The organism is Nocardioides speluncae (genome assembly GCF_003121585.1).
In the GTDB taxonomy this organism is placed as follows: Bacteria; Actinomycetota; Actinomycetes; order Propionibacteriales; family Nocardioidaceae; genus Nocardioides; species Nocardioides speluncae.
Genome location: NZ_QEOO01000036.1, coordinates 346,761 through 373,326 on the forward strand (window position 1 = coordinate 346,761; position 26,566 = coordinate 373,326).

Annotated in this window: 30 protein-coding genes; 17 read left to right on the forward strand and 13 right to left on the reverse strand. The window is 69.9% G+C overall.

The genetic code is table 11. The features are described from left to right. Nucleotides 1-79: 79 nt before the first annotated feature. Nucleotides 80-448 (reverse strand): GNAT family N-acetyltransferase, encoded by a 369-nt coding sequence (locus DDV73_RS19565; RefSeq protein WP_109508919.1) that lies wholly within the window; start codon nt 446-448, stop codon nt 80-82. A gap of 185 nt (nt 449-633) precedes the next feature. On the opposite strand from DDV73_RS19565, the gene DDV73_RS19570 reads away from it, so the two are divergent. The 3 genes from DDV73_RS19570 to DDV73_RS19580 are packed head-to-tail and all read left to right on the forward strand — an operon-like array spanning nt 634 to nt 2,232. Further along, the gene (locus DDV73_RS19570) at nt 634-897 is read left to right on the forward strand and encodes a phosphoribosyl-ATP diphosphatase (RefSeq protein ID WP_109508987.1); all 264 of its coding nucleotides are present in this window, start codon (nt 634-636) and stop codon (nt 895-897) included. Nucleotides 898-908: 11 nt separating this feature from the next. Beyond that, nucleotides 909-1,784, forward strand: a complete 876-nt coding sequence (hisG, locus tag DDV73_RS19575) for an ATP phosphoribosyltransferase (protein WP_206050959.1) — start codon at nt 909-911, stop codon at nt 1,782-1,784. Between the two features lie 13 nt (nt 1,785-1,797). After that, nucleotides 1,798-2,232 (forward strand): PH domain-containing protein, encoded by a 435-nt coding sequence (locus DDV73_RS19580; protein ID WP_240617373.1) that lies wholly within the window; start codon nt 1,798-1,800, stop codon nt 2,230-2,232. Nucleotides 2,233-2,250: 18 nt separating this feature from the next. On the opposite strand, the gene DDV73_RS19585 is transcribed toward DDV73_RS19580, so the two are convergent. Continuing rightward, on the reverse strand, nt 2,251-3,168 hold the full coding sequence (locus DDV73_RS19585; protein ID WP_109508921.1) for an aldose 1-epimerase family protein: 918 nt from the start codon (nt 3,166-3,168) through the stop codon (nt 2,251-2,253). A 99-nt stretch (nt 3,169-3,267) separates the two neighbouring features. On the opposite strand from DDV73_RS19585, the gene DDV73_RS19590 reads away from it, so the two are divergent. Then, nucleotides 3,268-5,385 carry a phosphocholine-specific phospholipase C gene (locus tag DDV73_RS19590; protein ID WP_109508922.1) on the forward strand — a complete coding sequence of 706 codons (2,118 nt, stop codon included), beginning with the start codon at nt 3,268-3,270 and terminating at the stop codon, nt 5,383-5,385. A 14-nt stretch (nt 5,386-5,399) separates the two neighbouring features. Here DDV73_RS19590 and DDV73_RS19595 read toward each other — a convergent pair whose 3' ends face one another. The 6 genes from DDV73_RS19595 to DDV73_RS28040 all read right to left on the reverse strand — a co-directional run bounded on the left by DDV73_RS19595 (nt 5,400) and on the right by DDV73_RS28040 (nt 10,330). Further along, nucleotides 5,400-6,581 (reverse strand): DUF4185 domain-containing protein, encoded by a 1,182-nt coding sequence (locus DDV73_RS19595; RefSeq protein ID WP_206050960.1) that lies wholly within the window; start codon nt 6,579-6,581, stop codon nt 5,400-5,402. Between the two features lie 79 nt (nt 6,582-6,660). Next, complete coding sequence (locus tag DDV73_RS19600; RefSeq protein WP_109508924.1) at nt 6,661-7,674, reverse strand: protein-L-isoaspartate O-methyltransferase family protein; 1,014 nt, start codon at nt 7,672-7,674, stop codon at nt 6,661-6,663. Next, nucleotides 7,667-8,113, reverse strand: coding sequence for a lasso peptide biosynthesis B2 protein (locus DDV73_RS19605; RefSeq protein ID WP_109508925.1), 447 nt, complete (start codon nt 8,111-8,113; stop codon nt 7,667-7,669). The genes DDV73_RS19600 and DDV73_RS19605 overlap by 8 nt, the downstream gene beginning before the upstream one ends. Next, nucleotides 8,110-8,325 (reverse strand): PqqD family protein, encoded by a 216-nt coding sequence (locus tag DDV73_RS19610; RefSeq protein WP_161962464.1) that lies wholly within the window; start codon nt 8,323-8,325, stop codon nt 8,110-8,112. The genes DDV73_RS19605 and DDV73_RS19610 overlap by 4 nt, the downstream gene beginning before the upstream one ends. A gap of 31 nt (nt 8,326-8,356) precedes the next feature. After that, complete coding sequence (locus DDV73_RS19615; protein WP_109508927.1) at nt 8,357-10,162, reverse strand: albusnodin/ikarugamycin family macrolactam cyclase; 1,806 nt, start codon at nt 10,160-10,162, stop codon at nt 8,357-8,359. A gap of 15 nt (nt 10,163-10,177) precedes the next feature. Further along, nucleotides 10,178-10,330: a hypothetical protein gene (locus tag DDV73_RS28040; protein WP_154402819.1), complete on the reverse strand. Its 153-nt coding sequence runs from the start codon at nt 10,328-10,330 to the stop codon at nt 10,178-10,180. A 115-nt stretch (nt 10,331-10,445) separates the two neighbouring features. On the opposite strand from DDV73_RS28040, the gene DDV73_RS19620 reads away from it, so the two are divergent. Further along, the gene (locus DDV73_RS19620; RefSeq protein ID WP_154402820.1) at nt 10,446-11,180 is read left to right on the forward strand and encodes a helix-turn-helix domain-containing protein; all 735 of its coding nucleotides are present in this window, start codon (nt 10,446-10,448) and stop codon (nt 11,178-11,180) included. Nucleotides 11,181-11,184: 4 nt separating this feature from the next. After that, the gene (locus DDV73_RS19625; protein ID WP_109508929.1) at nt 11,185-11,661 is read left to right on the forward strand and encodes an NUDIX domain-containing protein; all 477 of its coding nucleotides are present in this window, start codon (nt 11,185-11,187) and stop codon (nt 11,659-11,661) included. Here DDV73_RS19625 and DDV73_RS19630 read toward each other — a convergent pair. The 4 genes from DDV73_RS19630 to DDV73_RS19645 are packed head-to-tail and all read right to left on the reverse strand — an operon-like array spanning nt 11,658 to nt 14,457. Continuing rightward, complete coding sequence (locus DDV73_RS19630; protein ID WP_206050961.1) at nt 11,658-12,179, reverse strand: HD domain-containing protein; 522 nt, start codon at nt 12,177-12,179, stop codon at nt 11,658-11,660. The two genes, DDV73_RS19625 and DDV73_RS19630, sit on opposite strands and share 4 nt — an antisense overlap. A 9-nt stretch (nt 12,180-12,188) precedes the next feature. Further along, nucleotides 12,189-12,737: a uridine kinase family protein gene (locus DDV73_RS19635; RefSeq protein ID WP_109508930.1), complete on the reverse strand. Its 549-nt coding sequence runs from the start codon at nt 12,735-12,737 to the stop codon at nt 12,189-12,191. 58 nt (nt 12,738-12,795) lie between these two features. Then, on the reverse strand, nt 12,796-14,013 hold the full coding sequence (locus tag DDV73_RS19640; protein WP_109508931.1) for an amino acid deaminase/aldolase: 1,218 nt from the start codon (nt 14,011-14,013) through the stop codon (nt 12,796-12,798). Then, complete coding sequence (locus tag DDV73_RS19645) at nt 14,014-14,457, reverse strand: cellulose synthase (protein WP_109508932.1); 444 nt, start codon at nt 14,455-14,457, stop codon at nt 14,014-14,016. It lies immediately after the preceding gene. A 53-nt stretch (nt 14,458-14,510) separates the two neighbouring features. Between DDV73_RS19645 and DDV73_RS19650 the strand changes: the two genes are divergently transcribed. The 5 genes from DDV73_RS19650 to DDV73_RS19670 all read left to right on the forward strand — a co-directional run bounded on the left by DDV73_RS19650 (nt 14,511) and on the right by DDV73_RS19670 (nt 17,627). Further along, a complete protein-coding gene (locus DDV73_RS19650; RefSeq protein ID WP_109508933.1) occupies nt 14,511-15,032 on the forward strand; it encodes an SseB family protein in 522 nt (173 codons plus the stop codon). A gap of 233 nt (nt 15,033-15,265) precedes the next feature. Then, a complete protein-coding gene (gene infC, locus DDV73_RS19655) occupies nt 15,266-16,003 on the forward strand; it encodes a translation initiation factor IF-3 (protein WP_240617374.1) in 738 nt (245 codons plus the stop codon). Between the two features lie 103 nt (nt 16,004-16,106). Beyond that, entirely contained in the window at nt 16,107-16,301 is a 195-nt protein-coding gene (gene rpmI / locus DDV73_RS19660) for a 50S ribosomal protein L35 (RefSeq protein WP_109508934.1), read from the forward strand. 56 nt (nt 16,302-16,357) lie between these two features. Further along, nucleotides 16,358-16,750, forward strand: coding sequence for a 50S ribosomal protein L20 (gene rplT / locus DDV73_RS19665; protein WP_109508935.1), 393 nt, complete (start codon nt 16,358-16,360; stop codon nt 16,748-16,750). 73 nt (nt 16,751-16,823) lie between these two features. Beyond that, a complete protein-coding gene (locus tag DDV73_RS19670; protein WP_206050962.1) occupies nt 16,824-17,627 on the forward strand; it encodes a TrmH family RNA methyltransferase in 804 nt (267 codons plus the stop codon). Between the two features lie 12 nt (nt 17,628-17,639). Here the strand turns inward: DDV73_RS19670 and DDV73_RS19675 are convergent, their stop codons facing one another. Further along, nucleotides 17,640-19,142 (reverse strand): hypothetical protein, encoded by a 1,503-nt coding sequence (locus tag DDV73_RS19675; RefSeq protein WP_154402821.1) that lies wholly within the window; start codon nt 19,140-19,142, stop codon nt 17,640-17,642. A 276-nt stretch (nt 19,143-19,418) separates the two neighbouring features. On the opposite strand from DDV73_RS19675, the gene DDV73_RS19680 reads away from it, so the two are divergent. From DDV73_RS19680 to pheT, 6 genes are all read left to right on the forward strand, one after another. Beyond that, complete coding sequence (locus DDV73_RS19680) at nt 19,419-19,970, forward strand: RNA polymerase sigma factor (protein WP_240617375.1); 552 nt, start codon at nt 19,419-19,421, stop codon at nt 19,968-19,970. Further along, nucleotides 19,963-20,733, forward strand: a complete 771-nt coding sequence (locus DDV73_RS19685; RefSeq protein ID WP_109508938.1) for a hypothetical protein — start codon at nt 19,963-19,965, stop codon at nt 20,731-20,733. The genes DDV73_RS19680 and DDV73_RS19685 overlap by 8 nt, the downstream gene beginning before the upstream one ends. Before the next feature lie 359 nt (nt 20,734-21,092). Continuing rightward, entirely contained in the window at nt 21,093-21,770 is a 678-nt protein-coding gene (locus tag DDV73_RS19690) for a hypothetical protein (protein WP_109508939.1), read from the forward strand. A 50-nt stretch (nt 21,771-21,820) separates the two neighbouring features. Continuing rightward, on the forward strand, nt 21,821-22,864 hold the full coding sequence (locus tag DDV73_RS19695; protein ID WP_109508940.1) for a sensor histidine kinase: 1,044 nt from the start codon (nt 21,821-21,823) through the stop codon (nt 22,862-22,864). A gap of 110 nt (nt 22,865-22,974) precedes the next feature. Next, the gene (pheS, locus tag DDV73_RS19700) at nt 22,975-24,072 is read left to right on the forward strand and encodes a phenylalanine--tRNA ligase subunit alpha (RefSeq protein WP_109508941.1); all 1,098 of its coding nucleotides are present in this window, start codon (nt 22,975-22,977) and stop codon (nt 24,070-24,072) included. 2 nt (nt 24,073-24,074) lie between these two features. After that, the gene (pheT, locus tag DDV73_RS19705) at nt 24,075-26,555 is read left to right on the forward strand and encodes a phenylalanine--tRNA ligase subunit beta (RefSeq protein ID WP_109508942.1); all 2,481 of its coding nucleotides are present in this window, start codon (nt 24,075-24,077) and stop codon (nt 26,553-26,555) included. The last annotated feature ends 11 nt before the right edge of the window (nt 26,556-26,566 follow it).

Sequence of the window (26,566 nt, forward strand, 5' to 3'; positions counted from 1 at the left end):
CGTCGACCCGGCCCTTGTTGACGCGCAACTCGTCAACAAGGGCCGGGTCGGCGCTCTGTGAGTGTGAAGACGGGCCGGGTCAGCGTGTCGACTCGTGGGTGTGCCAATACAACCGGGCGCACCCCCGCTCGCGTGCCCAGTCGCCCACCGCGGCGATCAGGGCACGCGCCACGCCCTTGCCCCGTGCCTCCTGCGCGGTGAAAAGGTCCTGCAAGTAGCACTGGTCAGGGCCGGAGGTGCTCGGGTGGATGAAGAAGTGGGTGATCCCGACGAGGTCCCCGTCGAGCCGGGCACCGAGCGCGTGGATGCGGGTACCGGCTGTGAGCTCATGCCACTTCGCGTCGTAGAGCTCGTCGGGCTCGGTGCGGCCATAGAACGCGATGTACATGCGGAAGAGCGCTTCCCACGGCGTGCGCTCGGCGGACGTGAGTGGCGCGATGGTGACCATGGTGGATTGTTGCAGCGACGCTGACCCGGCCCGGCTTCACGCCCAGAGACCCTGACCCGGCCCGTCTTCACACCCGTGCCGTCAACACGGGCCGGGTCGACGTTCGCCGCGGTGAAGACGGGCCGGGTGACGCTCTGTGGATGTGAAGGCGGGCCGGGTCGGGGTACGCCGTAGGCTTGGCGCCCGTGAAGACGTTCGAAGGGCTCTGGGCCGAGCTCACCGAGAAGGCCCGGACCCGACCCGAGGGATCCGGCACCGTCCAGCAGCTCGACGCCGGCGTCCATGCCATCGGCAAGAAGCTGGTGGAGGAGGCCGCCGAGTCCTGGATGGCCGCCGAGCACGAGGGCAAGGAACGGGCGGCCGAGGAGCTGAGCCAGCTGCTGTACCACGCCCAGGTGCTGATGATCGCCAGCGGACTGACCCTCGACGACGTCTACGCACACCTGTGAGGCACACCCCGATGACCGACACCCCTGACACTCCGACCCGGCTGCTCCGGATCGCCGTACCCAACAAGGGCGCGCTGTCCACGGCCGCGTCCGACATCCTCCGCGAGTCCGGCTACCGGCAGCGCAGCGACGCCAAGGAGCTCGCGCTGATCGACGCCGAGAACGAGGTGGAGTTCTTCTACCTCCGGCCTCGCGACATCGCGCTGTACGTCGGCGAGGGCACGCTCGACGTCGGCATCACCGGGCGCGACCTGCTGCTGGACTCGGGCGCCAAGGCGGAAGAGGTGCTGCCGCTCGGCTTCGGCCGGTCGCGGTTTCTGTTCGCCGGCCCGGCCGGCCAGTTCTCCGACCTCGACCAGCTCGCCGGGAAGCGGATCGCGACGTCGTACGTCGGCGTGGTCAGCCGCTTCCTCGAGGAGCGCGGCATCGAGGCCACCGTCACCCGGCTGGACGGCGCGGTGGAGACCAGCATCCAGCTCGGGGTCGCCGACGTCGTAGCCGATGTCGTCGAGACCGGCAGCACGCTGCGCGCCGCCGGGCTGGAGACGTTCGGCGAGGTGATCCTGGAGTCCGAGGCGGTGCTGGTCACCCGGAGCGGCGCCGACCTGCCAGAGGGCTTCGAGATCTTCAAGCGCCGGGTCGAGGGCGTCCTGGTCGCGCGCAGCTACGTGATGATGGACTACGACATCCGCAGCGAGCACGTCAACGCCGCCGTCGCGCTGACCCCCGGTCTGGAGGGCCCGACCGTCTCGCCGCTGCATCGCGAGGGCTGGGTGGCGGTGCGGGCGATGGTCCCGCGCAAGGGCGCCCAGCGGCTGATGGACGAGCTCTACGGCATCGGCGCCCGCGCCATTCTTCTGACCGACATCCATGCCTGCCGGCTCTGAACCGGGCGACGGGATGTCGCTTCCCCACACCTGGCGGCCGTACGGCGCCCGCATCGCCGGCATGGCCGCGGGTATCGGCCTGCTGGTGATCTGCACGGTCGCCTGGCTCGCGTTCCCACCCGACATCCGCGCCCAGTTCTCGTGGTTCCAGCGCGGCACGCTGGTCTTCCTCGGCCTGCTCGCCGGCTCCGCCTGGCTGGCGCTGGTGCGGTCCCGGGTGGTCGCGGAGACCGAGCGGCTGGTGGTCGTCAACGGCTACAAGCGACGCGACTTCGAGTGGGCCGAGGTGCTTGCGGTGAACCTGCCGCCCGGTGCGCCCTGGGCGACCCTCGACCTCGCCGACGGCACCACCGTGTCGGCGATGGGCATCCAGGGCTCCGACGGCGCCCGCGCCAAGACCGCGGTCCGCCAGCTCCGGGTGCTCCTCGACCGCCCTGCCGCCGGCTAAGTAGACCGACGAGATCAGTCAGAGCGCCCGGATGCCCCACGAGGCAGAGACCTCGTCGCCCGGCCTCCCGGCCGGCGCCAGGGTGAGCAGGCCGGTGCCGGACCGGAACGCGTCCGCGGGTGCGGTCATCGGCTCCACCGCGATCGATCGGCGGGCCCAGGCCGGCTGGTCGTCGCCGGTGTAGAGCTGCAGCCAGCGGTGCCGGGCGTCGACCCACAGCGCCACGCCGCGGCCGGTGGCGGGGTCATGCAGCGCGACCGTTGCCCGGTCGTGGTGGCGGGCCAGGTCGGTGAAGCCGTGGTCGAACACCGTGCGGCCGATCCGCCGCGGCCGCGTGAAGTCGTACGGCGTACCCGCGACCGCCTCCACGCCGGTCGGCAGCAGCCGGTCGTCGGACAGCAGTCGGGTCCGCGCCGGCAGCACCATCTCCCAGGAGTCGACCGGACCGGAGCCGACGGTCAGGTAGGGATGCGCGCCCGAGGCGTACGGCGCGGCGGCAGGTGCCAGGTTGGTGGCCGTCTGGGTGACGGTCAGCCCGTCGGCCGACAGGTCGTAGAGCACGTGCAGGTCGAGCGTCCACGGGTAGCCGGACTGCGCCATCAGCCGGTACATCAGCGACACCGAGTTCTCGGTGTGCTCCTCGACCGTCCACGCCACCCAGCGGACCAGCCCATGCGAGGCGTTCTTGCGCGCTGGCTCGGAGATCGAGAGCTGATGGTCGCGGTCGCCGAAGGAGTAGGCGCCGTCGCGGATCCGGTTCGGCCACGGCATCAGCAGCTGTCCGCGCCCGCCGTACGGAACCTCGTCGGCCGCGAAGCCGTCGATCAGCGGCCGCCCTGCGTGCTCCAGCAGCCGCAGCGTCCCCCCGCCCTCCGTCACCACCGCCCGATATCCGGCCGCACTGATCTCGAACTGTTCTCCCGAGGCTCCCACCATGGGCCGCCACCCTAGTGACCCGTGAGTCACCTCGGGGGTTTGGGTGAGGACTGTCTCGTTGTTCGCACTCCGTTCAGGAAGTTCTGCTCGGGTACCGCTATGACGGAACTTTCGGGGCGCGCATCGGCGACACGACGACAGATTCTCAAGACCACCGGCGCGACGGCCGGGATTGCTGCGGCCGGCTCGCTGCTGCCGCCGTCGGTGCACCGCGCGATGGCGGCACCGCTGCGACCGGGCGGCCTGGACGCGATCGAGCACGTGATCCTGCTGATGCAGGAGAACCGCTCGTTCGACCACTACTACGGCACCCTCCAAGGCGTTCGTGGGTACGGCGACCGTAACCCGCTGCGCCGCCGTGCAGGTGGCTCGGTCCTGCGGCAGGCCGGCGCGAGCGGCGACGTACTGCCGTTCTCGATCCGCGACGCGGCGGCCGCGGCCGGCCGTCCGGCCACCGACATCCAGTACCTCGGCGACCTCCCGCACGGCTTCAGCGACGCCACCCGCGCCTGGGCCGACGGCTGGTACGACGCGTGGGTCCCGGCCAAGGGCGTGGCCACGATGACGCACTACGACCGCACCGACATCCCGCTGCAGCACGAGCTGACCGACACCTTCACGATCCTGGACGCCTACCACTGCTCGGTGTTCGGCTCGACCAACCCGAACCGCAACTACTTCTGGTCCGGCACCACCGGCTACGAGCCGGACGGGGTACGCCGGGCGGTCACCAATGCGGCGTACAGCTACGACCACGCGGGCTACGCATGGACGACGTACCCGGAGCGGCTGGAGGCCGCGGGGGTCTCCTGGCAGATCTACCAGGAGTGGGACAACTTCACCGACAACGCGGTCGAGTACTTCCTGCCCTTCAAGGCCATCGGCACGAAGATGCTCAAGCACGTCGACGGCAGCTACCGCACCACCGAGGAGTTCTACGACTCGCTGAACGGCAAGCCCGCCGCCGAGCAGGACCGGCTGCTGGCCCAGCTCGCGGAAGGCCGGGCCGCGCTGACCGAGGCGGAGCGGGCGCTGTTCGACAAGGCGATGTACCGCAGCCGCCCGGGCACGCTGCTCACCCGGATCCGCGACGACATCGCGGCCGGCACCCTGCCGCAGGTCTCCTGGCTGGTGCCGACCGCTGCACTCTCGGAGCACCCGGGCACCTCGACCCCGGTCGGCAGCGCCGGGCTGATCTATTACCTGCTCGACATCGTCGCCTCCGACCTCGACACCTGGTCGCGCACCGCGACGTTCATCAACTTCGACGAGAACGACGGCTTCTTCGACCATGTCGCACCGCCGGTGGCGCCGCGGCCCACGTCCGGCAACGGCGACGACTGGTACAACGGACAGCCGATCGGGCTCGGCCCGCGGGTGCCGATGACGATCGTGTCGCCCTGGACGGTCGGCGGGTACGTCGACTCCGCGGTCGCCGACCACACCTCGACGATCCGGTTCCTGGAGCGCTGGACCGGCGTCGCCGAGCCGAACATCTCGGCCTGGCGGCGATCGGTCTGCTCGGACCTGACCTCGGCCTTCGACTTCGACCGTCAGCGCCGGCCGCAGCCGCTCGCCGAGCCGGACCCGGTGCCGGCACCTGTGGGCCGGTGGCGCCCGGTGCCGCCCGCCGAGCAGGCGGTGCCCGACCAGGAGCCCGGCCGCCGCCGGTCCCGTCCGCTGCCGTACCAGCCCGCGGTCTCGGCCGGTGTTGGCGCGGTCTCGGTCGATCTGCGGCTGCGCAACCGAGGCCGCCGCGCTGCGGCGTTCCACGTCTACCCGTTCGCTGGCGAGCTGACCCGGCCCGAGCACGTCACGGTCGCCGGCGGCACCAGCGAGAGCCTCACCATCCTGCCGATCCAGGGCCACTGGGATCTCGTGGTCCAGGGCCCGAACGGCCACTGGTACGAAGCTGCCGGCTCGCTCGCCGGCGCCGCCGCCAGGATCGACGTCCGGCACTCGTCGGTCGCCCGACGCTCCGGGCTGACCCTGAAGCTGGTCAACGACGGCGACGCGAAGGTGACCCTGGTGGTCCGCCCGCTCGGCTACGAGGGGGAGCGGCGCCGGATCGTGCTCGCGCCCGGCCGCACTCGCGAGCTGAGCTGGCCGACCGACCGCGGCTGGTACGACGTCGAGGTCACCGCCGTCGGTGACGACACCTTCCGGCGCCGACTGACCGGCCGGGTCGAGACCGGCCGGCCCTCCGTCACCCCGTAGGCCAACCGGGTAGATCAGGCGTTGATCCCGTCGTACTGGAGCACCCAGTACGGCGGGCTGTGCACGGTGCCGTCCCACTGCGACACGATCAGCGTCAGCGAGTTCGCGCTGGCGCTGCCCGGGTGGATGTAGCCGCCGTACAGGCTCGGCCGGACCGGTTTGCCCCAGTGGTCCGGCGGCCAGTTGCCGTCGCCGACGATCTGGGTCTTCGGCGCTGACCACTGCGCGTCCGGAGCCGACGCGGTCCGGGTCCGGATCGAGTAGTCGGTGACGTCGAAGTAGCTCATGCAGAAGGTGTTGCCGATCTTCTTCACCGAGAACTCGCCGATGTGGTTGCCTCGCAGCATCGGGGTCGGCGGCGTGGCCGACGACGTCCACTGCCAGGCGCCGCCGACGTACGCCCAGTTCTCCTGGGCGCCGAAGTTGCCGGCGCGGAACTGGTCCGGCCGGATCCGGAACAGCTGCAGCTCGCCGTGGTCGGCGGTGTTGCGGTGGGAGCCGTTCCAGCGCTTGGAGTAGATGTAGAGCCAGTTGTCGACGATCCCGGCGAACGACCACATGCCGTACATCGACTGGTTCACGCCCTGGGTGTCGCCGGCCCAGTGGTAGTCGTAGTCGCGCCAGGTGACGCCGTAGTCGTCGGAGTAGGCGACTCCCGACATCAGCGAGCCGTCGTACCCGCCGGGCGGGGTCCAGGTGGCGACCGAGGTGTACTGGATGTAGGTGCGGCCGCCGAACTCGATGCAGTCGTTGGGGATCCGGGTGACCTCGAAGCCGTGCTCGTTGTCGGCGTCGTGCCGGTAGTCGAACAGCTGCCGCGCGTTGCCGCCCGACGGCAGCGCCCAGGTGAACTCGATCGGGGTGTTGCCGGAGGCGTCGAAACTTTGCTGGCAGAGCATCGCCGGCGACATCCACTCGCCGTACTGCTGCAGGTCGGTCCAGGAGTCGCCGAACACGTAGCCCCAGCTGTTGTCGTGGGCGCGGTGGTAGGGGATGCACAGGTCACCTGAGCCCAGGCCCTGCCGCCAGGCCGAGTCGTCGACGTTGTCGCACAACGGCGTCCCGTTCTGGCGAGCGGCTGCGACGCTCGGTGGACCCGCGATCGCGCGGCCCTGGGTGGCAGCGACCAGGCCGGCACCGACGGTGACGCCGGCTCCGGTCTTGAGTACGGCACGGCGGCTGAGGTTTCTCGACATGCCGCACATCCTGCGCAACCCGGGCACGCCGTACCGGCCAGGCTGGAAACTCTGGAATCAGCCGGTACCGACGGACAGGTCAGCGCAGCTGCGGCCTGATCACCCATCCGTGGTCGTTGGGTGTCGCTGCCACTTCGACATTCGTGTACGGCGCCGCACTCGGTGGCTTCCAGGCATGCCAGCGTTGCCGGAGGTTCTCGAGCTCGGTGCGTGCCTCACCTGTGCCAGCCGCGACAAGCGAGCCGTCGTGGAGGACGAGGGCTGCGCTTGTCGGGGTCGCGATCCCAACTGCCCAGCCGTGCGATGTTCCGGCACTGGCGGGGTGCGGTGTTGCTGCGAGGACGTAGGCCGTGAACGACTCGCGATCTTCGGGCTCGACGTAGCTCCGACGGGGCTTCGCTGCAACCAGCTCGGCAGCGAGCCGGTCCGCGGTGGACGACGGTTGGTCATGGAGGGCGCTAGCGCTGATCCACACTGGCGGACCGTCAGTTTCGGGACGGACCGTGTCTACGAATGCGCGGGGTAGCCCGAGGTCGGTAGGTGAATCTGGGGTCATTTCGATGAAGCCCCCTGGGCGTAGGCCGAGCTCGACTGGCTCGTTGTCGATGATCCGGCAGCTGAGGATTGCGTTAGCGAGCGCGATGTCGGCGATCTTGACCGGGCTGACGATCTTGCCGCCAGGCGCGGTCTGCTCGACCCACGACCGCGGCAGCAGGTTCGGTGTGGTCCAGGCGACGATGCGGTCGAAGGGCGCGGTGTCGAGTGCGCCGGTCGTGCCGTCACCGGCGCGGACCGCGGCATGGTCGTTTCCTGCACGCTCGTGCAGCCGGGCGGCTCGCTCGACCAGGTCGGTGTCGATGTCAATCGAGGTTAGGTCGCCGCCTGGCCCGATGATCTCGGCGATCAGCGCTCCGGAATAGCCAGACCCCGTGCCGATCTCAAGGACTCGGTGGCCATCCTGCAGGTCGAGCATCCGCAGCATCGCGTGGATCACGGCCGGGTTGCTGCTCTGTGGGACAACCTCGCCATCTGCGCGGAGGACCCATTGGTCGTGGTCGACGCGGTTTGCCGCCATCTGGACGAGGTCAGTCACGGCTGGGCTCCTTGAAGGCGGGTGGGCTGATGACGATCATGGGTCGGTAGGACACGACATCGGGCGATTCACCGATCGGCTCGCCCGAAATGTCGCAGAGCCAAGCGTGCATCGCGAGCGGTTGCGTACGCACGCCGACGCACCAGGTGACTCCGCGTCCGCGGACGGCGAAGACAAGGGCAACCGCCAAGCTGCGCTCAAGGCAAGCGACTCGGAACGGCATCCAGATTGCCGCGGCATCAACGGCTTGCAGAAGGGATCCGACCCGAGCAGGATCAGCGGGTCGCTGACATTGACTGGTGATCGCGGCGACCGAATGTCGGGTGCGCTCGAAGCCGCTGACGCTCAGCATTCCCTTGACGGCGACGACCGCAGCCATTGCGAGGACGATCTGAGGGCGCCGCAGTCGTTCCCGATGGGTCGCCATCGGCGTGCTCATGCGTGCGCACCGGGAATGTCGATTCCGGACGTCCGCAGGATGCCCAGCATGTGATCGAGATCGGCGCGGGCGGTGGCAGCAGGGACGTCGTATTGCCTTGCGACTGCTGCAGCGGCGTCGGCGTAGCTGGCTCCGCCTTGCAACGCGGTCCAGAATGCCGCAGCGGTGCGGTTGCCGCACAGAACGGCGCCGTTCTTGCCGACGAGGATCAACTGGTCGTCCGTGGTGGAGGCTGCGGCTGTCTCACGCGCTCGCCACATTGTTAGTCACCTCCGAGACTGCAGGAGCCGTCTGGAGGCTGCGCAACCAGAGTTCGGTCGCGAGCACGGTGTCGAAGGCACCGAGCCTGATCGGCACACCGGCGACCCCGCGGTGCAGCGTCTCGCGGACTGCCACAGCGTCGATTAGTCCAAGCTCGGCCAGCCGTGAGGAGGAGAGAAGGTCGTGGATCGTCCCCCAGTTCGCTCGAAGTCCTTGGTAGTGCAGACGCGTGTAGTCACCTTTGTCGCGCCGGTCCAGGACGACATCTGGCACGAGGCCGTGAGCGGCGTTGCGCAGCAACGGTTTCGCCTCGTATGGGCTGGTGCGCTGCGCCGCTGGTACCGACCAGCAGGCTCGCACGACCTCATTGTCGAGGAACGGTGCATGGTGACTCACCCCATGCAGGGCAGCAAAGTCTACATAAGCGCGTTGTGCGTGCCCGAACGAGGTCAGCGCCATCCAAGCCACCGAATCTCCGGTGCCGAAGCGGCCCGGCGCGTCAGGCCACGCGTGGTGATCCGCGTGAGTCCTGGCCGCGTCGGCTGCCAGATGCCGCGCCTCGGGTGTGGCCCACGGCAGCGTCCCGGCGACGCCGAACCACGACACCAGACCGTCCCAGCCCGGTTGAACGTCGCCCCGGGAGACAAGGTTGTCGGCCGCCCCGCGCAGCGAGTCCGGATAGCTCGTGCCACGAAGAGCGACCGCCGCGCGAAGCAGCGCGGAGGGAGCGAGGTGGCGTAGTTTGGCCCAACCACGGCAATGGTTCAGGAGGAGCCGCATGCCGCCGGGAGACGCGAGGTCCGCGAGGTACGCCGGAGGAGCCACAAGTACTCCGTCACCACCGTCTCCGCTTAGGTGAAGATCGGAACGGTTCTCGGTGATTGCTTGGAACCACCAGCGCTCGCGGGCAATAACGGCATGGCACGCCAACGGCTGGTCGAGATCCATGGTGCGATTGAGATCCGAGTACGGCAGTATGCCGGCCGGCTCCTCCAGGAGGTCATGGCCGACGCCGACCAACCGGGTCGAGGTCACGCACGCGTAGCCGCTGTCGGCGACATCCGGGTCCGTTACTGTCATTGCCCGAAAGGTCGCGTGACGCGCGGCGATCCCGCAGATCGTGGACGAGTCCAGTCCTCCGCTGAGGTCCGCCGTCGGATTGAGCGCGCCACGAACGCGGCTACCAACGGCATGGTCGAGCGCCAGTCGGAGTTGCTCGGCGGCGGCATCCATCGTCGTTGCAGCGAACTCGACACGTGCCTTTCGAATGCGCGTTGTGCCGTGCCGGTCAATGTGCAGCAGACAACCCGGTGGGACCGCTGACACCTTCCTCCACGGCGTCCGTGCTTGCCACATGTCTACGGCGCCAGCCAGCAAAAGCTTGATCGCCAACCACTCGCGGTCAAGACAGTCGCCGACGATCGAGGCGACCTGTCGAGCGTGAGAGGACACCACGATGGTGCCGTCAGGTGCCGTTCCGTAGTAAACAGCGCGTTGCCCGGCAAGGTCGCCCGTGACATAGGTGTCGCCACTGGCCGTCTCGGCAAGAACGACGTGGCTGCCATGCAGCCCAACTGCCGCTGAGGGCGAACCGGCGGACAACGCTTCGGCCGCCGAACGCAGTTCGTCGTCAGTAGACGGGCTGTGTCCGATCACCGTTAGCCGGGCCTGCGCGGCGACGACGCGTCGAACGCGGTCGGCCGGAGCGGGCTGACCGGTCCGCAGGGTGACGCCGAAAGATGAGTCGGTGACGGCCGACCGCGCACGTGTTCGGATGGTCCACCACATGTCCGTCCCGCCCGATCAGTAGTAGTAGACCCGGCGATCCGCGGTGTCGCTGAAGGAGGATCCATTGGTCAGCGTCACGATGTCACCTGCCTTGACGAGCACGACCGGCTCGTACGCGGTTCGTACCGCGTGGTCCGGGCCATCTGACGTGGGATTGTCTGGGGTCATCGGGCGTCTCCAATTCGTTGAGGGTTCCGACGGAGCCAACGGTCCCTTGACGCTGCGGGACGCAGGTACCGCACGAGAGGGACATTTGGGGACATTGCCGTCTACAGTGGCCGACGTGGTCAATCACCGACTTCGGAGCGCGATGGCGTCCCGTGACCTGACGACGGCCACCCTCGCCGGCCGCGTAGGCGTCGACCCCAAGAGTGTCGAGCGCTGGATCACCCAGGACAGGGTGCCGCGCGCCGGGACACGTATGCGAGTCGCCAACATGCTGGGGTACGACGAAACGTACTTCTGGCCATCGCTTCTCGGCACCAAGAGCGTCGTGGGCACGACGTCCTCTGAAGTCGTCCAGATCTGGGCGTCCCGGGCCTCAGTGCCTGGGGACGTTTGGCAGGCGCTGATTGCCAAGACTGGACAGCGGTTAGAAATCCTGGTCTATGCGGCGATGTTCCTGATCGACTCGCATCGGCTCGGCGATGTCTTGGCCGATCTGAGCGCACGCGGTGGCGAGGCACGCGTATTGCTTGGCGACAGCAGCAGCCCGATGCTTGTGCAGCGAGGGATCGACGAGAACCTCCCGCATGTCCCCGCGCGAGCGGCATCCGCTCTGGAGTATCTCCATGTGGCGAACGACCTTCCCGGAGTTGAGATCCGCCTGCACGACACACCGCTGTACGTCAGCCTCTACCGATTCGGCGACACGATGATGGCCAATCCGCACACGCATGGGGTGCCGGCAAAGGACTCACCGGTACTCCAACTCGCGAAGGTGCCAGGCGGTCACCTCTTCGACTACTACACCCGCGCCTTCGATCGCGTCTGGGACGCGGGACGGCCCGTAGCCTAGGTCCATGACTTCCCGGGTCGACTGGTACGACGATCCAGACGCGCCGGCTGTCAACAGCCTGGTGCCTGCCGCCGCCGTGTACGTGGAGCATGAGCGACGAGTCCTGCTCATTCAGCGTAGTGACAACGGAAAGTGGTCAATGCCCGGCGGGACGATGGAGTACGGCGAATCACTCGCGCAATGTGCGGTGCGCGAGGCCCTGGAGGAGACCGGCGTCCGAGTGACCTGCAACGGGGTTGTCGGGGTGTTCACCGACCCGCTACATCGGATCCAATACAAGGACGGCGAGGTCCGTCAGGAGTTCGCCGTCGTCTACCGCGCCGCGTACGTCGCAGGCGAGCCGACCTCAAGTCCCGAGAGCCCACGTGTTCAGTGGGTGCCCCGCGACGACGTCCTCAGTCTGGAGCTAGACCGAAGTCAAAGACTGCGACTCGAATGGGCGCTCAGCCACGTCGAAACGGCCTGGATCGATGCGCATTAGCTGTGTGCGCGTTGCACAGCGTGCCTCATCGGCTCCCGGGCGATCAGCCAGGTCTGGTGAACAGGATCACCGGCTGGATAGCGGTGAAGGATCTCGTCGATGCGCTCGTCGTACGTAACCCGCTCGCCGCTGGGTCCGCTCGTCAGATCGGCGGCAGCGAGAGCATCCGACACCGGATCCTCGAAGGGAAACTCGGCAAGCGCCTCAGATAGTCCCCGCGTGGCTGCCTCGAACCTTGCGCCCGAGTGGTGGGCGACCAGGTTTACGACGCGATCTGGCCAGTCCTCGGATCGCAGGAATCGCGCCCCGTCGATCGGGTGAAACCCTGTGACCGCTATCTGCGGTGCGTACCCGACGTCGTGGAGCCATGCCGCTGCGACTAGGCACTCGGCATCGTCGTCGTTCAGTGCCCGGCCGAGCTCGATAGCCCGCGATGCGACCGCGCGCACATGAAGCCATCGACGCCCGAGCGGCTCCAACAGTCGAGCAGCCGTGGTTTCCGCCATAGTCAGGTCCACGGCGTCACATTAGCGACTCCTCGACGCACTGCTGTCGACGTGCAGGTCGGCGCGGGACTCGGTGCGTTCACGTGCGAAGTGCTCGGCCTCGTCGCGTGCCCACTGCTCCCAGTACGGCGCGAACGCGTCGCCGTCGCGCTCGATCCCGCGCCGCATCCGTACGTCGTGGGGCGCCGAGACCCAGACCAGCGTCGTGATCAGCTCGGCATGGGCCGCGGAGCCGGAGCCGACTCCCTCCAGGACCAGCACCGACGCCGGCGCCACCTTGATGGTCTCGGCGAAGGCGCCGGCGTCCCAGTCGTAGCGGCGGTAGCTGCCCGGCTCTCCGGCGGCCAGCGGCAGCAGCAGCGAGTCCAGCTGGGCGGTCACCTCGGGCAGCCCGGACCAGCCGGCGTACAGGTCGTCCATGTGTACGACGTGTGTCCAGGGCAGCACGCGGGTGATCGCCGATGCGAGCGTGGTCTTGCCGGATCCGGCCGGGCCGTCGACGGCAATCAGTCGGCCGGTGCCCAGCGTGGGCGGACGGTCGAGCGTGAGGTCGACGACCCGCTGGGCCACCCCAGCCTGGGTCGACCGATGGCCGCCTACTGCGCGGCCTCCATCGGTCGACCCAGGCTCAGAAGGCATTGCCCAGGCCGCGATAGGTCGGCACGTCCTCGACGAACGACGGACCCTCGAGCAGGTGGACGGTGTTGCCGTGCTCGAAGAGCTCGCCGGACTTCGCGTGCCGGAACCAGACCAGGTCGCCGATCTTCAGTAACCCGGCCGGATGCCCGGTCAACGGCGTCTGTACCTCGCCGGCGCCCTCGGTGCCGGTCAGGTGCAGTCCGGGCGGCGCCCAGGGGAGCGGCGCCCGGTCGGCGCCGGACGGACCGGACGCGATGAACCCGCCTCCCGCGACCGTGGCGATGTCGGGACTCGGCCGCCGTACCACCGGCAGCCCGTAGAACGCGGCCGGCAGCGGCCGGAACGACTGGTAGTGGTCGAACAGCGTCGGAACCAGCAGCCCGGACCCGGCGGCCACCTCGGTCACGACCGGGTCGGCGACCGTCGACTCGACGGAGCCGGAGCCGCCGGCGTTCCAGAACTCCAGCTCGGTGACCTCGGCCAGCGCCTCCGCGAGCTCGGCCCGGCGCAGCTGGAGCTGGGTCACCGACGCGGTCTTGAGCTGGCGGACGACCAGCGAGCGGGCGCGCTTGCTCGGCACGTGGTCGGGTACGCCGGCCACCTGGCCCTCGTAGGTCATCACCCCGACCAGCCGGAACCCGTCGCGCCGCTGGATCCGGCGGGCCAGCGCGACGACCTCGTCGGCGTCGTACAAAGGGGAGCGTTTGGGACCGACGTGCTGGGGGCCGATCCGCAGCCCGGCGTCGATGTCGATCGCGACCCGTACCGGCACCGCCTTGGAGTGCCTGCCCGCGTCCACCACGTCAAGGTGAGCGATGTCGTCGACCATCAGCGTGATCGCGGCGGCCGCCGCCGGTGAGGCGACCAGGTCGGCGAGCGCGGCCCGGTCGACCGTCGGGTAGGCGACAACGATGTCCTCGCTGACACCGTTCTCGTGCAGCCAGAGCGCCTCGCGCAGGGTGTAAGCGAGGACCCCGGAGAAGCCCGGCCGCGCGAGCGCCCGGCTCAGCAAGGCGGGCACCCGGATCGACTTCGACGCGATCCGGACCGGCTTGCCGGCGGCCCGGCGGACCAGGTCGTCGGCGTTGCGGTCGAACGCGTCGAGGTCGACCACCAGCGCCGGCGTCTCCAGCGGCCGGTCGAGGGCAGCCGCGGCCTGGTTCAGCCGCGACCAGAGCCGGTTGCGGTCGACGAACTCCTGGCTCACCTAGCTGATTCCGCGCCGCTTGAGGATGGCCTCTATGTCGGCGAGGTCGTCGTCGATCGCGGGCTCGCCGCCGCCGGAGGACGCAGGCAGGCTCTTCGCCTTCTCGCCGCCCAAGGCCTGCTTGGGATGCGGCTTGTCGTCCTTGCCGCGCGAGGACATGACCCTGGCGGTGCCGAACAGCAGCACCGAGATCCCGAACAGCACGATCCCGAGCCAGACCCCTGGGCTGAACACGACCGCGGTGGCCCAGTCGACGATGGCGTCGACGATCCGGCCGAACATCTTCAGCGTGCCGGTCAGGTACGCCGCCGGCGGCAGCATTGTCAGCGCCAGCGCGCGTACCGCAGAGGCGGCGCCGCGGTTGCGCCACGCGTAGAAGGTCCACGCTCCGCCGAGTGCGGTCAGCACCAGCGTCAGGGCGGCCCAGGTCACGTCGTCGATCACCCTTCAAGACTCCCACATCACCGGGCACCACCCCACGATGAAAAGATGACGCCGTGAGCGCGCCGCAACGATTCGCAGGTTCCCGGATCCTGCCGTCCGGATTCGCGGACGACGACGGCGCCGCGCCCGCCGCGCTGGCCACAGCGCTGGCGGCGTACGCCGCCGACCCGGCCCGCAAGGCCGAGGCGCTGGCCGCCCTGCAGGCGAGCCGACTGCTGGTGCCGGTGGTAGCCCTGCTCGGCGAGGTCGAGTACGACGACGCCGGGCTCGCCCACGACAAGTCCAGCGACATGGCCGCGGTGCTGATGCAGGGCCGTGACGGACGGCTGGCGCTGCTCGCCTTCACCGGGCTGGACCCGCTTCGAGCATGGAACCCGGAGGCCCGGCCGGTGCCGGTCACCGCGCAGGTCGCGGCCCAGTCCGCGCTGCAGGACCAGGCGGCCGCGATCGTGCTCGACATCGCCGGCCCGGCGACCCTGGTGATCGAGGGCGAGGACCTGCTCGGGATCGCCTCGGGCTGGACCATCGGGCGGGTCGGCGACCGTTCTGCATGGATTCGCCCGGCTGACGCCTGATCCGCTAGAGTTCTCCGCGACCGACCTGGTTTTCGGCGTGCCTGCACGGTGACGACCAAGTCCGCAAGCGGAGGCGAAAGTCTCCCACCCGCATCGACCGCCGCTCCTCCTCCGAGGGACACAGGTCGTCGGGTCCGGTCCCGTGTGGCTCAGCCTCCGGCGTACGCCGGGAGCGAGGCGACGCGTATGGCGCATTTCCAGAGGTTCGGGAATGCGGCGAGACTGGCTTCCGCTTGCATAGCGGGAGCCTTTTTGGTTTCCGTGCCATACACGTCAACCTTGGAGGACACATCAGCACCGAGCTGCGCATCAACGAGAGGATCCGGGTACCCGAGGTCCGGCTCGTTGGACCCAACGGCGAGACCGTCGGCATCGTTCCTACCAACGATGCACTGCGTCTTGCCCAGGAAGCAGATTTGGATCTCGTCGAGATCGCCCCGCAGGGCAAGCCGCCCGTCTGCAAGCTCATGGACTACGGGAAGTTCAAGTACGAGAACGCCCAGAAGGCCCGTGAGGCCCGGCGTAACCAGACGAACGTGATCATCAAAGAGATGAAGCTTCGTCCGAAGATCGACCAGCACGACTACGAGACCAAGAAGGGTCACGTCGTGCGGTTCCTCCGGGCGGGCGACAAGGTGAAGATCACGATCATGTTCCGCGGTCGTGAGCAGCACCGTCCCGAGCTCGGCTTCCGGTTGCTGCAGAAGCTGGCCGAGGACGTCCAGGAGCTTGGCTTCGTCGAGTCGTCGCCCAAGCAGGACGGCCGCAACATGATCATGGTGCTCGGCCCGCACCGGAAGAAGGCCGACGCGAAGGTCGAGCTCAAGGCCGAGAAGGAGTCGAAGGCCGCCGAGCGCGCCGCCGACGAGGCCGAGGAGCACGCCGAGCGCAAGGCCGCCCACGCAGGTCCGGTGGCTCAGAAGAAGGAGCGCAAGCGCTCCGAGAACCTCGACCCCGAGATCGAGGCCTGAGCGCGGTCCCGACCACGCTTTGACCGACCACGCCTGACACGGAGCCGGCATGCCACCGCCGGCCACCGCAGACAGAGCCGCAACAGAGATAGAGAGCAGAGAGATGCCGAAGAACAAGACGCACTCCGGTGCGAGCAAGCGCTTCCGCGTGACCGGATCCGGCAAGATCCGTCGCCAGAAGACCGGCCTGCGCCACAACCTCGAGAAGAAGCCCTCGAAGGTGACGCGTCGCATGTCCGGCACGACCGAGGTCGCCAAGGCCGACGTCAAGCGCGCCAAGAAGCTGCTCGGACTCTGAGCACCCCGGCCAGCACCGGCCACCACACGAAGAACGTTTAAGCAAGGAGTAAGACAGTGGCACGCGTCAAGCGGGCAGTGAACGCCCAGAAGAAGCGCCGTACGACCCTCGAGCGCGCCAGCGGCTACCGCGGCCAGCGCTCGAGGCTCTACCGCAAGGCCAAGGAGCAGGTCACCCACTCGCTGGTCTACAGCTACCGGGACCGCCGGGCGAAGAAGGGCGAGTTCCGCAAGCTGTGGATCCAGCGCATCAACGCCGCCGCGCGTGCGCAGGGCCTGACCTACAACCGCTTCATCCAGGGCCTGAACCTGGCCGGCGTCGAGGTGGACCGCAAGATCCTCGCGGACCTCGCCGTCAACGACGCCCCGGCGTTCAACGCGCTCGTGGAGACCGCCAAGGCGGCGCTCCCGGCGGACGTGAACGCGCCCAAGGCCGAGTCCAACGCCTGACCCCTGCCCGCTGGTTGAGGAGGTCGCGCAGCGACCGTCTCGAAACCAAGGGCAACGGCAAGGACCAATCGACGTGGCGAGCTTTCCGACAGCCCCGCTGACCCACGGCAACACCAGGGTCAAGGAGGCGCGGAAGCTCGCCCGTCGTGCGTCCCGGGCCGAACGCCGGCTGTTCCTCGCCGACGGCCCGAAGGCGGTCGAGGGCGCCCTCGGCGTCCCCGGCTGCGTGGTCGAGGTGTTCGCGACCGAGACCGCGACAAGTGAGTACGACGCCCTCCGGGCTGCTGCTCCCACTTGGACGCTGGTCGACGACCGCGCCCTGGCGTCCCTCAGCGACTCGGTCCACCCGCAGGGCCTGGTCGCCGTCTGCCGGTTCGTGGACCGGCCCACCGGCCACGTCCTCGGCGACGACCCCCGTCTGGTCACGATCTGCGCGGACGTCCGCGACCCCGGCAACGCCGGCACCGTGATCCGCTGCGCCGACGCGGCCGGAGCCGACGCCGTACTGCTGGCCGGCAGCTCGGTGGACGCCTACAACCCCAAGACCGTCCGGGCCACCGTCGGCAGCCTGTTCCACCTGCCGCTCGCGATCGCGCCGGACCCCGCTGAGGCGGTGCGCGCCGCGCAGACCGCCGGGCTCGTCGTCCTCGCTGCCGACGGACGCGGCGAGGTCGACCTCGACGACGCGATCGACGACCAGCTGCTGCGGCAGCCCACCGCGTGGCTGTTCGGCAATGAGGCCTGGGGGCTGCCCGCCGAGCTCGCCGAGCTCGCCGACCACCGGGTCCGGATCCCGATCCACGGCCGCGCCGAGAGCCTCAACCTCTCGACCGCCGCCGCGATCTGCCTCTACGCGAGCGCCCGCGCCCAGCGCTGAAACCTGGCCGGCTCAGCCGATCCTGGCCCGCCAGCGGCCGTCGACCCGGACGAACCTGACCGCGACCTGGTCCGACCGTCCGTCGAGATAGAACCGAGGACCGGCGACCTCGCTCTGGATCGCGCGCACGCACGGACCAGGCCGGGTCAGACGGAGCCGTTGGATGGTCTTCCAGCCGGTGGCGGTGGAGCGCTGCAGCGCGTTCGGCCAGCCGTTGTTGCCACCGGTGTCGGTGACCCGGAGGACCGTGCGCGGCCCGATCGGCAGCACGATGTCGCAGCGGCGGGTCGCCCTGACCGGGAGCCGGATCACACCGGACTTCGAGGCCACGACCACGCGACCCGACGTGGGCACCGCGAGCAGGGCACCGCCACCGCCGGCGCCGAGCGGGTGAGCACCGAGGAACGCGCGCCGCCAGCCTTGGCCAGCGTTGAGCAGGATGATGTGACCGCCCCGGGGCGCCGGCTGGCCGTACTGGCCGGTGGGCGGGTAGTCGCCGTCGGCCGACCTCTTCGGGTAGCAGGTGATGTCGACCGCCAGCACCGACCAGTAGTCGCCGTCGCTGCCGAACCCGCCCCAGGTGCAGGCACGGAACCCGTGGTCGTACACGGTGACCGGGTCGAGCCAGCGCTGAGCCTGCTCGTCGTACCGCTGCACGCGGATCCGGCGCCGGTCCGGCGAGCCGACCGCGAACAGCGCCTGGCCGCGTGCGGAGTGGAACCGGGTGTACATCGCGCGGCGCGGACGGGACGGATAGCTGATCAAGTCGGGCGCGACGAACGGCGCGACCCTGGTCACCGCGAACGGTGAGTCGGCGTCCGGGCGTGTCACCCGGAACGTCGTCGCCCGGCTGCCGAAGCCGGCCAGCACGGTGTTGAGGTCGACGTTGTCGACGCCGAGCTCGGTGCAGCCGATCTGCTCGCCCGGAGCCAGCTCCAGTTGCTGCTTGCGGACGCCGCCGTCGAGCGCGCGGGTGACGAAGCCAAGGCTGCAGCCGTCGCCCTCGCCGCTGATGGCGCCCGCGACGGTCACCTCACCGGGGTCGCTGACCACGGCGGTCACGCCGTACTCGTCGCTGTCGAATGGCACCGACCCGCTCTGGAACCCGTGGCCGAGGCGCCAGGTCAGATGGTGCCCGGAGCCGCCGCCCAGCCAGACCGCACGACGTCCGTCAGGGGAGATGCCGGGAGTGGTGTAGGCCTCGCCCGGGACTTGGTGACGCGCCCAGGTGAAGGTGTCCCGCGAGGCCAGCGCGTGACTATGGACCGGTGCCTGGTCCTCCGACCAGCCGGGGTCGCACTCGAGCAGCAGCGCGACGCCGCCCGCGGATGCCTTGCCGGAGACGTCGCCGCACTCGAGGCCCTTCTTGTGGAAGAGCAGCGACGGCTTCGACCAGGTCTGTGAGCCGGGGGAGTAGCGCTGGATCATCACCCGCCTCCGGTCGGGCGAGCCGACGGCGATCCTGCGGCCGTCAGGTAGCGGGATCACGACGTTGGGGAGTGCGGCGTAGCGCACCGGCCCCGCCTGTTCGGCCGAGGCTGTCGCGGGCGCGGAGGGAGTCGAGACCGCTGTCGATGCCGAGAGAGTCACCGCCAACGTCGCGCCCAGGGCCATCGTCAGAGTCTTCTGTCCCCGCGTCACATCGTTCCCCGTTCACCCGTTGTCTTCGTCGGCGAAACCCTAGCCCGTGCCAGGACAGCCGTCGGAACCGATCGCCCGGCGGCGGTGTAGCAGCGATGCTGGGACGAGACGAACGGAGCCACGATCAGCCCCGACGACGATGGTGCCCTCGTGCAGCAGGCCCGCGCCGGCGACCTCGACGCGTACGCCGTGCTGGTACGTCGTCATGCCCAGATGGCGGTGCGCACCGCCGCGCTCCTCGGGGCGGGCGCCGAGGCGGAGGACGTCGTACAGGAGGCGCTGGTGAAGGCGTACCGGTCACTGGGGCGGTTCCGCGACGGCGCCGCGTTCCGGCCGTGGCTGCTGCGGATCGTTGCCAATGAGGCGCACAACCTGCACCGCTCCGGCGTACGGCGTGGCGCGCGTGAGCGCAGGGTCGGCCTCGACCCGTCGTACGCAGGCCAGGCCGACCCGGCCATGGCAGCAGAGACCGCCGAGCTGGACCGCCGGGTGCTGGCCGCCGTACACGGCCTCCCGGAGCGGCTCCGGCTGGTCGTCACCTGCCGTTACCTCCTGGAGCTGGACGAGGCGGAGACCGCGACCGTGCTGGCGGTGCCGCGCGGGACCGTGAAGTCGCGGCTGAGCCGTGGCCTGGCGGCACTCCGGCGAACCCTGACCGACGAGGGCCTGCAGCCGGACGGAGCGGAGGTGCGACATGGCTGACCTGTGGACCGACGAACGTCTCGAGGAGGTCCTGCGCGATGCCGGGCGACGCGCACCGGCCCCGGTGCCACCCGGGCTCGCGGAGACCGTCCTCGCACGGCTGGCCGACGAGCCGGCCCCGGCAGTGGACGGCCGATGGGCCGCCGTACGCCGGCTGGCCGACCGTGTGCTCGAGTGGGCCCGCGGCCGGATCGCCTGGCTGGTAGCAGTGCTGGTCGGATTGGTGACTGCCGTCGTACTCGTGGTCTCGCCGGTCGGGGCCACCGTCGCGGAGTGGTTCGGCTTCCACGGGGTCGAGGTGCACCGCGACGACGGTCCACCGCCGACCGGTACGCCGACAGTGCCGCCCGCCGGCGACGACCTCTCGCTCGCCGAAGCCGACGCCCTGGTCGACTTCGCGCCGCGGGTCCCCGCCGAGCTCGGCGACCCGGACCAGGTGACCGTGTCGGCCGACCGGAAGCTGCTCTCGATGAGCTGGGGGACGGGCAGCGAGACGGTCCGGCTCGACCAGTTCGACGGAGAGGTGGAACCCAGGTTCTGGAAGTCGGTGTCCGACGCCGACTTCGTGATGGTCGGGCCGCACGACGGTCTCTGGCTGCCGACTCCGCACGAGGTGGCGCTGCTGGACGGCGACCGCGAGGTACTGCTGCCGCCCCGGCTGGCGGCCCAGACGCTGCTGTGGTTCGAGGGCGGGGTGACCTACCGGCTGGAGGGACCGTTCACTCAGGCCACCGCCATCACGATCGCCGAGTCCCTGCGCTGACCCGGCCCGTCTTCACGCGGAGCGACGCTGACCCGGCCCGTCTTCACGTGGAGAGACGCTGACCCGGCCCGTCTTCACGCGGAGCGACGCTGACCCGGCCCGTCTTCACGTGGAGAGACGCTGACCCGGCCGTTGTTGACCTAGCGCGTGTCAACAACGGCCGGGTCGACGTTGCGTGGTGTGAAGACGGGCCGGGTCGACTTTGCGTGGTGGGAAGACGGGCCGGGTCGACGTTGCGTGGTGTGAAGACGGGCCGGGTCGACGTTGCGTGGCGTGAAGACGGGCCGGGTCAGCGTTTCCTGGGAACCGGCGGGCGGCGGGCGGTGTATCCACGCCGACACCCTTCCCGAGGAGGACCCATGCGCAGACTTCTGCTGGCCATCCTGATCGCCGTGTGCGGCGTACTCCTGCAGCCGATCCCCGCCGACGCCGGCGGCCCCACCAGTGTGCTTATCACCAACCCGTCCCTCGACCGGGCAACCGCCTTAACCACCGGCGACACTCGGTACGGCGAGCTTGAGCAGCTGCTGAACGACACTACGCCGGTGGCCGAACCGGCCACGTTCCCCGACGGGGACTGGCTGGTCGTCAGCTGGCTTGCGCATGACATCCATGTCTGGCGGACGCACCAGGTGCTGCTGGACGCCGCCGGTGGCCCGCTGGTGGCGATGACCAACCGCGACGGCTCGGAGCCCGACCCGAGACCGACCTGGGCGCGGCTCGACGACGCGGCTGCCCTGAAGGCGCTGCTGACCGAGCTCGGCATCCTCGGGAAGTCGAAGCCCGACTGCCCGTCCGTCGCAGAGTCCGGCGCCGCGGGCCTCACCACCAACAAGCAGCCGCCGACGGCGGCCGTGGAGACCGCCGCCGAGCCGGAGTCCTCGTGGTTCGCCCTGACCGGATGGCGCTGGGTGGTCCCGGGCCTCCTGGGCGGCCTGCTGCTCGGCCTGGCGTTCCTGCCCGCCCGCAAGCTGATCAGCCGGCGGTCAGGTCCTCCCGGGGAGCGTCATCAGCTGATCGACGTCCCAGGGCACTAAGGGCATGTCTCCCTGGCCGTGGCCGGGGAGACATGCCCTAGATTGCGAGGGTGACCAGCCAGCAGGACGTGCTCGACGCGCTGCCCGACGGCATCGTGGCGGCCGGACCCGACGGCGTGGTCACCATCGTCAACCGGGTCGGTGCCGAGATGCTCGGCGCCGAGCCGGAGGACATGCTCGGCCACAAGCTCGAGGACGTCCTGGTGCTGCAGGACCAGGCCGGGCGCGGATGGTTCGCCCACAACCAGCCGTACGACGGCCTGCCCACCAGGACCGGCGTGCCGGAGCAGTCCTGGACCCTCCCGGACGGGACCGAGGTCCTGGTCGTGGCCCGGATCCACCGGACCGTGGGGGAGATCGCGCAGATCGTGGTGAGCCTCCGCTCCGGCCGCGGCCGGGCCCGGCTGGACCGCGAGCGCTCCGACCTGGTCGCCACCGTCGCCCACGAGCTGCGGTCACCGCTGACCGGGGTCAAGGGGTTCGTGCAGGCGCTGCTCAACCGCTGGGACAAGCTGACCGACGAGCAGAAGAAGCTGATGCTCACCACGGTCAACTCCGACGCCGACCGGCTGAGCCGGCTGATCGCCGAGCTCCTCGACGTGGCCCGGATCGACACCGGCCGGCTCACCCTCTACCCGCGGCCGAGCAGCTCGGCGGTGCTGATCACCCGGGTGGCCGACTCGGTCCGCGCCGGCACCTCCCGGCCGGTCCATCTGGATCTCGACGACGATGTCCCCGAGGTGCACATCGACCCGGACAAGTTCACCCAGGTGGTCACCAACCTGATCGAGAACGGCGTCCGGCACGGCCGCGGCACGGTCGTGGTCAGCACCCGCCGGCTGGCCACGGACGCCGAGTTTCCCGGCGTACTCATGACCGTCGACGACGAGGGCGACGGGATCCCGCAGGAGATCCGGGACCGGGTGTTCACCAAGTTCTGGACCCACGGCGAGCGCGGCGGCTCCGGACTCGGCATGTACATCGTGAACGGCCTGGTCCGTGCTCATGGCGGCACCGTGACGGTTGGGCAGTCGCCCACCGGAGGAGCCCGGATCACCGTCTCCTGGCCGAGTGAGGACAGCCGAAGCAGCTAGCGCACGTCCCAGCGACACGCGCGGCCCACGCCGTACGGCGGAACCCGGTCGCATCGGACGGCCGGGCCTTCCTAGACTCAGGGCTGCACATCCCGCTCCGAAAGGCAGACATGTCGGGCCCGAACTCCGAATACGACCCGGTCGAGGTCACGCCGCTGCGTGCCGACCAGGTCGAGGCGATGCGCGACGCCGCGCTCGCAGCCATCTCCGACGCAGCCGATCTGGACGCGCTGAAGCAGGTGCGGATCGACCACACCGGTGACCGATCGCCGCTGGCGCTCGCCAAGCGGGAGATCGGGGCGCTGCCGCCGCAGGCGCGCAAGGAGGCGGGTCAGCGGGTCGGCCAGGCCAGGGGCGCGGTCAACAAGGCGCTCGGCGAGCGGCAGGGCGTGCTCGAGGCCGAGCACGAGGAGCGGATGCTGGTCACCGAGACCGTCGACGTCACGCTGCCGACCGACCGCTCTCAGCGGGGCGCGCGGCACCCGATCACCACCCTGTCCGAGCGGCTCACCGACATCTTCGTCGCGATGGGCTGGGAGGTCGCCGAGGGGCCGTGGGTCGAGGCCGAGTGGCTGAACTTCGACGCCCTCAACATGGGCGAGGACCACCCGGCGCGCACCATGCAGGACACGTTCTGGCTGGAGCCGAGCAAGGCAGCGCTGGTGCTGCGCACGCATACTTCGCCGGTGCAGGCCCGGACCATGCTCACCCGCGAGCCACCCATCTACGTCGTCTGCCCGGGCCGGGTCTACCGCACCGACGAGATCGACGCGACCCACTCTCCGGTCTTCCACCAGATCGAGGGCCTGGTCGTCGACAAGGGCATCACCATGGCCCACCTCAAGGGCAGCCTCGACCACATGACCGAGGCGATGTTCGGCGAGGGCATCTCCACCCGCTTCCGGCCGTCGTACTTCCCGTTCACCGAGCCGTCCGCCGAGATGGACATGGTCTGCTTCGTCTGCCGCGGCGAGAACTCCGAGGACTGCCGGACCTGCCGCGGCGAGGGCTGGATCGAGCTCGGCGGCTGTGGCGTGGTCAACCCGCGCGTGCTCATCTCCTGCGGCATCGACCCCGAGGTCTACACCGGCTTCGCGTTCGGCTTTGGCATCGACCGGATGCTGATGTTCCGCCACAACGTGGCCGACCTGCGCGACGTGTTCGAGGGCGACGTCCGTTTCGCCCAGCCCTTCGGAGTGGAGATCTAGACGTGAAGGCCCCTGTTTCCTGGATCCGCGAGTACGTCGCGCTGCCGGACGACCTGTCCGTCGACGACCTCACCGCGAAGCTGACCATGCTCGGGCTCAAGCTCGAGAGCATCACCACGCCGGCCGACGCGATCACCGGTCCGCTGGTGGTCGGCAAGGTGCTGACCATCGACAAGGAGCCGCAGAAGAACGGCAAGGTGATCAGCTGGTGCACCGTCGACGTCGGTGACGCCAACGGGACGGGTGAGCCGCAAGGCATCATCTGCGGCGCCCATAACTTCGAGGTCGGCGACCTAGTCGTGGTCTGCCTGCCAGGCGCCGTCCTCCCCGGCAACTTCGAGATCAGCGCCCGCAAGACCTACGGCCACATCTCGGCCGGGATGATCTGCTCCGAGCGCGAGCTCGGCCTCGGCGACGACCACGCCGGCATCATCGTGCTGCCGGCCGACGCCGGTGCTCCCGGCACCGACGCGTTCGACGTACTCGGCCTCGACGACCCGGTCATCGAGTTCGAGATCAACCCGGACCGCGCCTACGCACTCTCGCTGCGCGGCATCGCCCGCGAGGCGGCGCTGGGCTTCGGTGTGCCCTTCACCGACCCGGCCGACCGCGAGGCGCCCGCCCCCAACGGCGACGGCTACTCCGTGATCGTCGACGACCCGGTCGGCTGCCCGGTCTTCGCGGCCCGGCTCGTGACCGGCTTCGACCCGACCGCACCGACCCCGGGCTGGATGGCCAAGCGCCTCGAGCAGGCCGGGATGCGGTCGATCTCGCTCGCCGTCGACATCACCAACTACGTCATGCTCGAGCTCGGCCGCCCGATCCACGGGTACGACGCCGACAAGCTCGCCGGTCCGCTCCGGATCCGGCGGGCCGAGCAGGGCGAGAGCCTGGTCACGCTCGACGGCGCCCGCCGTACGCTCTCCCCGCAGGACTTGGTCGTCACCGACGACTCCGGGCCGATCGGCCTGGGCGGAGTCATGGGCGGCGATGCCACCGAGATGTCGGAGAAGTCGACCCGGATCCTGGTCGAGGCCGCGCACTGGGACGCCACCTCGATGTTCCGGACCGGCAAGCGGCACCGGGTCACCTCCGAGGCCGGCAAGCGCAACGAGCGCGGCGTCGACCCGCAGGTGGTCGCGGTCGCCGCCGACCGGGTCGTGGAGCTGCTGGTCGAGCTCGGCGGCGCCACCGCGGACGCCGGCGTGACCCTCGTCGGCGAGGCGCCCGCGCAGCCGGTGACCCGGATCGACTACGACCTGCCGGCCCGGATCACCGGGATGGCGATCGAGTCCGAGGACGTGGTCTCGATCCTGCAGGCGGTCGGCTGCCGGGTGGACGCCGACGCCGACGGCGTCGACGTCACCCCGCCGTCCTGGCGCCCGGACATCACCGACCCCTACGACCTGGTCGAAGAGGTCGCCCGGGTCGTCGGCTACGACCACGTGCCGTCGGTGCTGCCGCCCGCGCCGTCGGGCCGGGGCTATACCCAGGCCCAGAAGCTGCGCCGGCGGGTCGGGCTGACGCTTGCCGGCGCCGGGTTCACTGAGCTGATCACCTACCCGTTCGTCGGCGTTGCCGACTGGGAGAAGCTCGGGTTCGCCGAGGACGACGCCCGCCGGCAGACGCTGTGGATGGCCAACCCGCTCAACGCGGAGGAGCCACAGCTCACCACCACGCTGCTCCCGGGCATCCTGCGCGCGCTCGGCCGCAACGTCGGTCGCGGCAACGACGACGTCGCGCTCTTCGAGCACAGCCTGGTCTTCCTGCCGTCCGGCACCGAGTCCGCGCCGATCCTCGGCGTCGAGCGCCGGCCGACCGAGGAGGAGTGGGCCGCGATCACCAAGGCGGTGCCGAACCAGCCGCTGCATCTCGCGGTCGCGATCGCCGGCCAGCGGGAGTCCGCCGGCTGGTGGGGTGACGGCCGAGTGGCGGGCTGGTCCGACGCCATCGGCGCGGTCCGCGACGTCGCCCGGACGCTGGGCGTCGACCTCACCGTGCGCGCCGCTGCCGTGGCGCCGTGGCACCCGGGTCGGTGCGCGGAGCTGCGGGTCGGCAATGCGGTGATCGGGTACGCCGGCGAGCTGCACCCGAAGGTGTGCCAGGCCTACGGCCTGCCGGCCCGCTCGGCGGCCGCCGAGGTCGACCTCGAGGTGCTGATCGAGCACGCCGTCGAGGTCGTGGCGGGACCGCGGTTCTCGTCGTACCCGGTCGCGAAGGAGGACGTCGCTCTGCTCGTCGACGCCTCGGTACCGGCCGCGGACGTCGAGGCGGCGCTGCGGGACGGCGCCGGCGAGCTGCTGGAGGCGATCCGGCTGTTCGACGTCTACACCGGCGACCAGGTCGGCGAGGGCAAGAAGTCCCTGGCCTTCGCCCTTCGGTTCCGGGCGCCCGACCGTACGCTGAAGGAAGGCGAGGCCGCGGCCGCCCGCGACGCGGCGATCGCTGTCGCTGCCCAGGCCACGGGTGCCGTGCAACGTTGACAGGCCGAGCT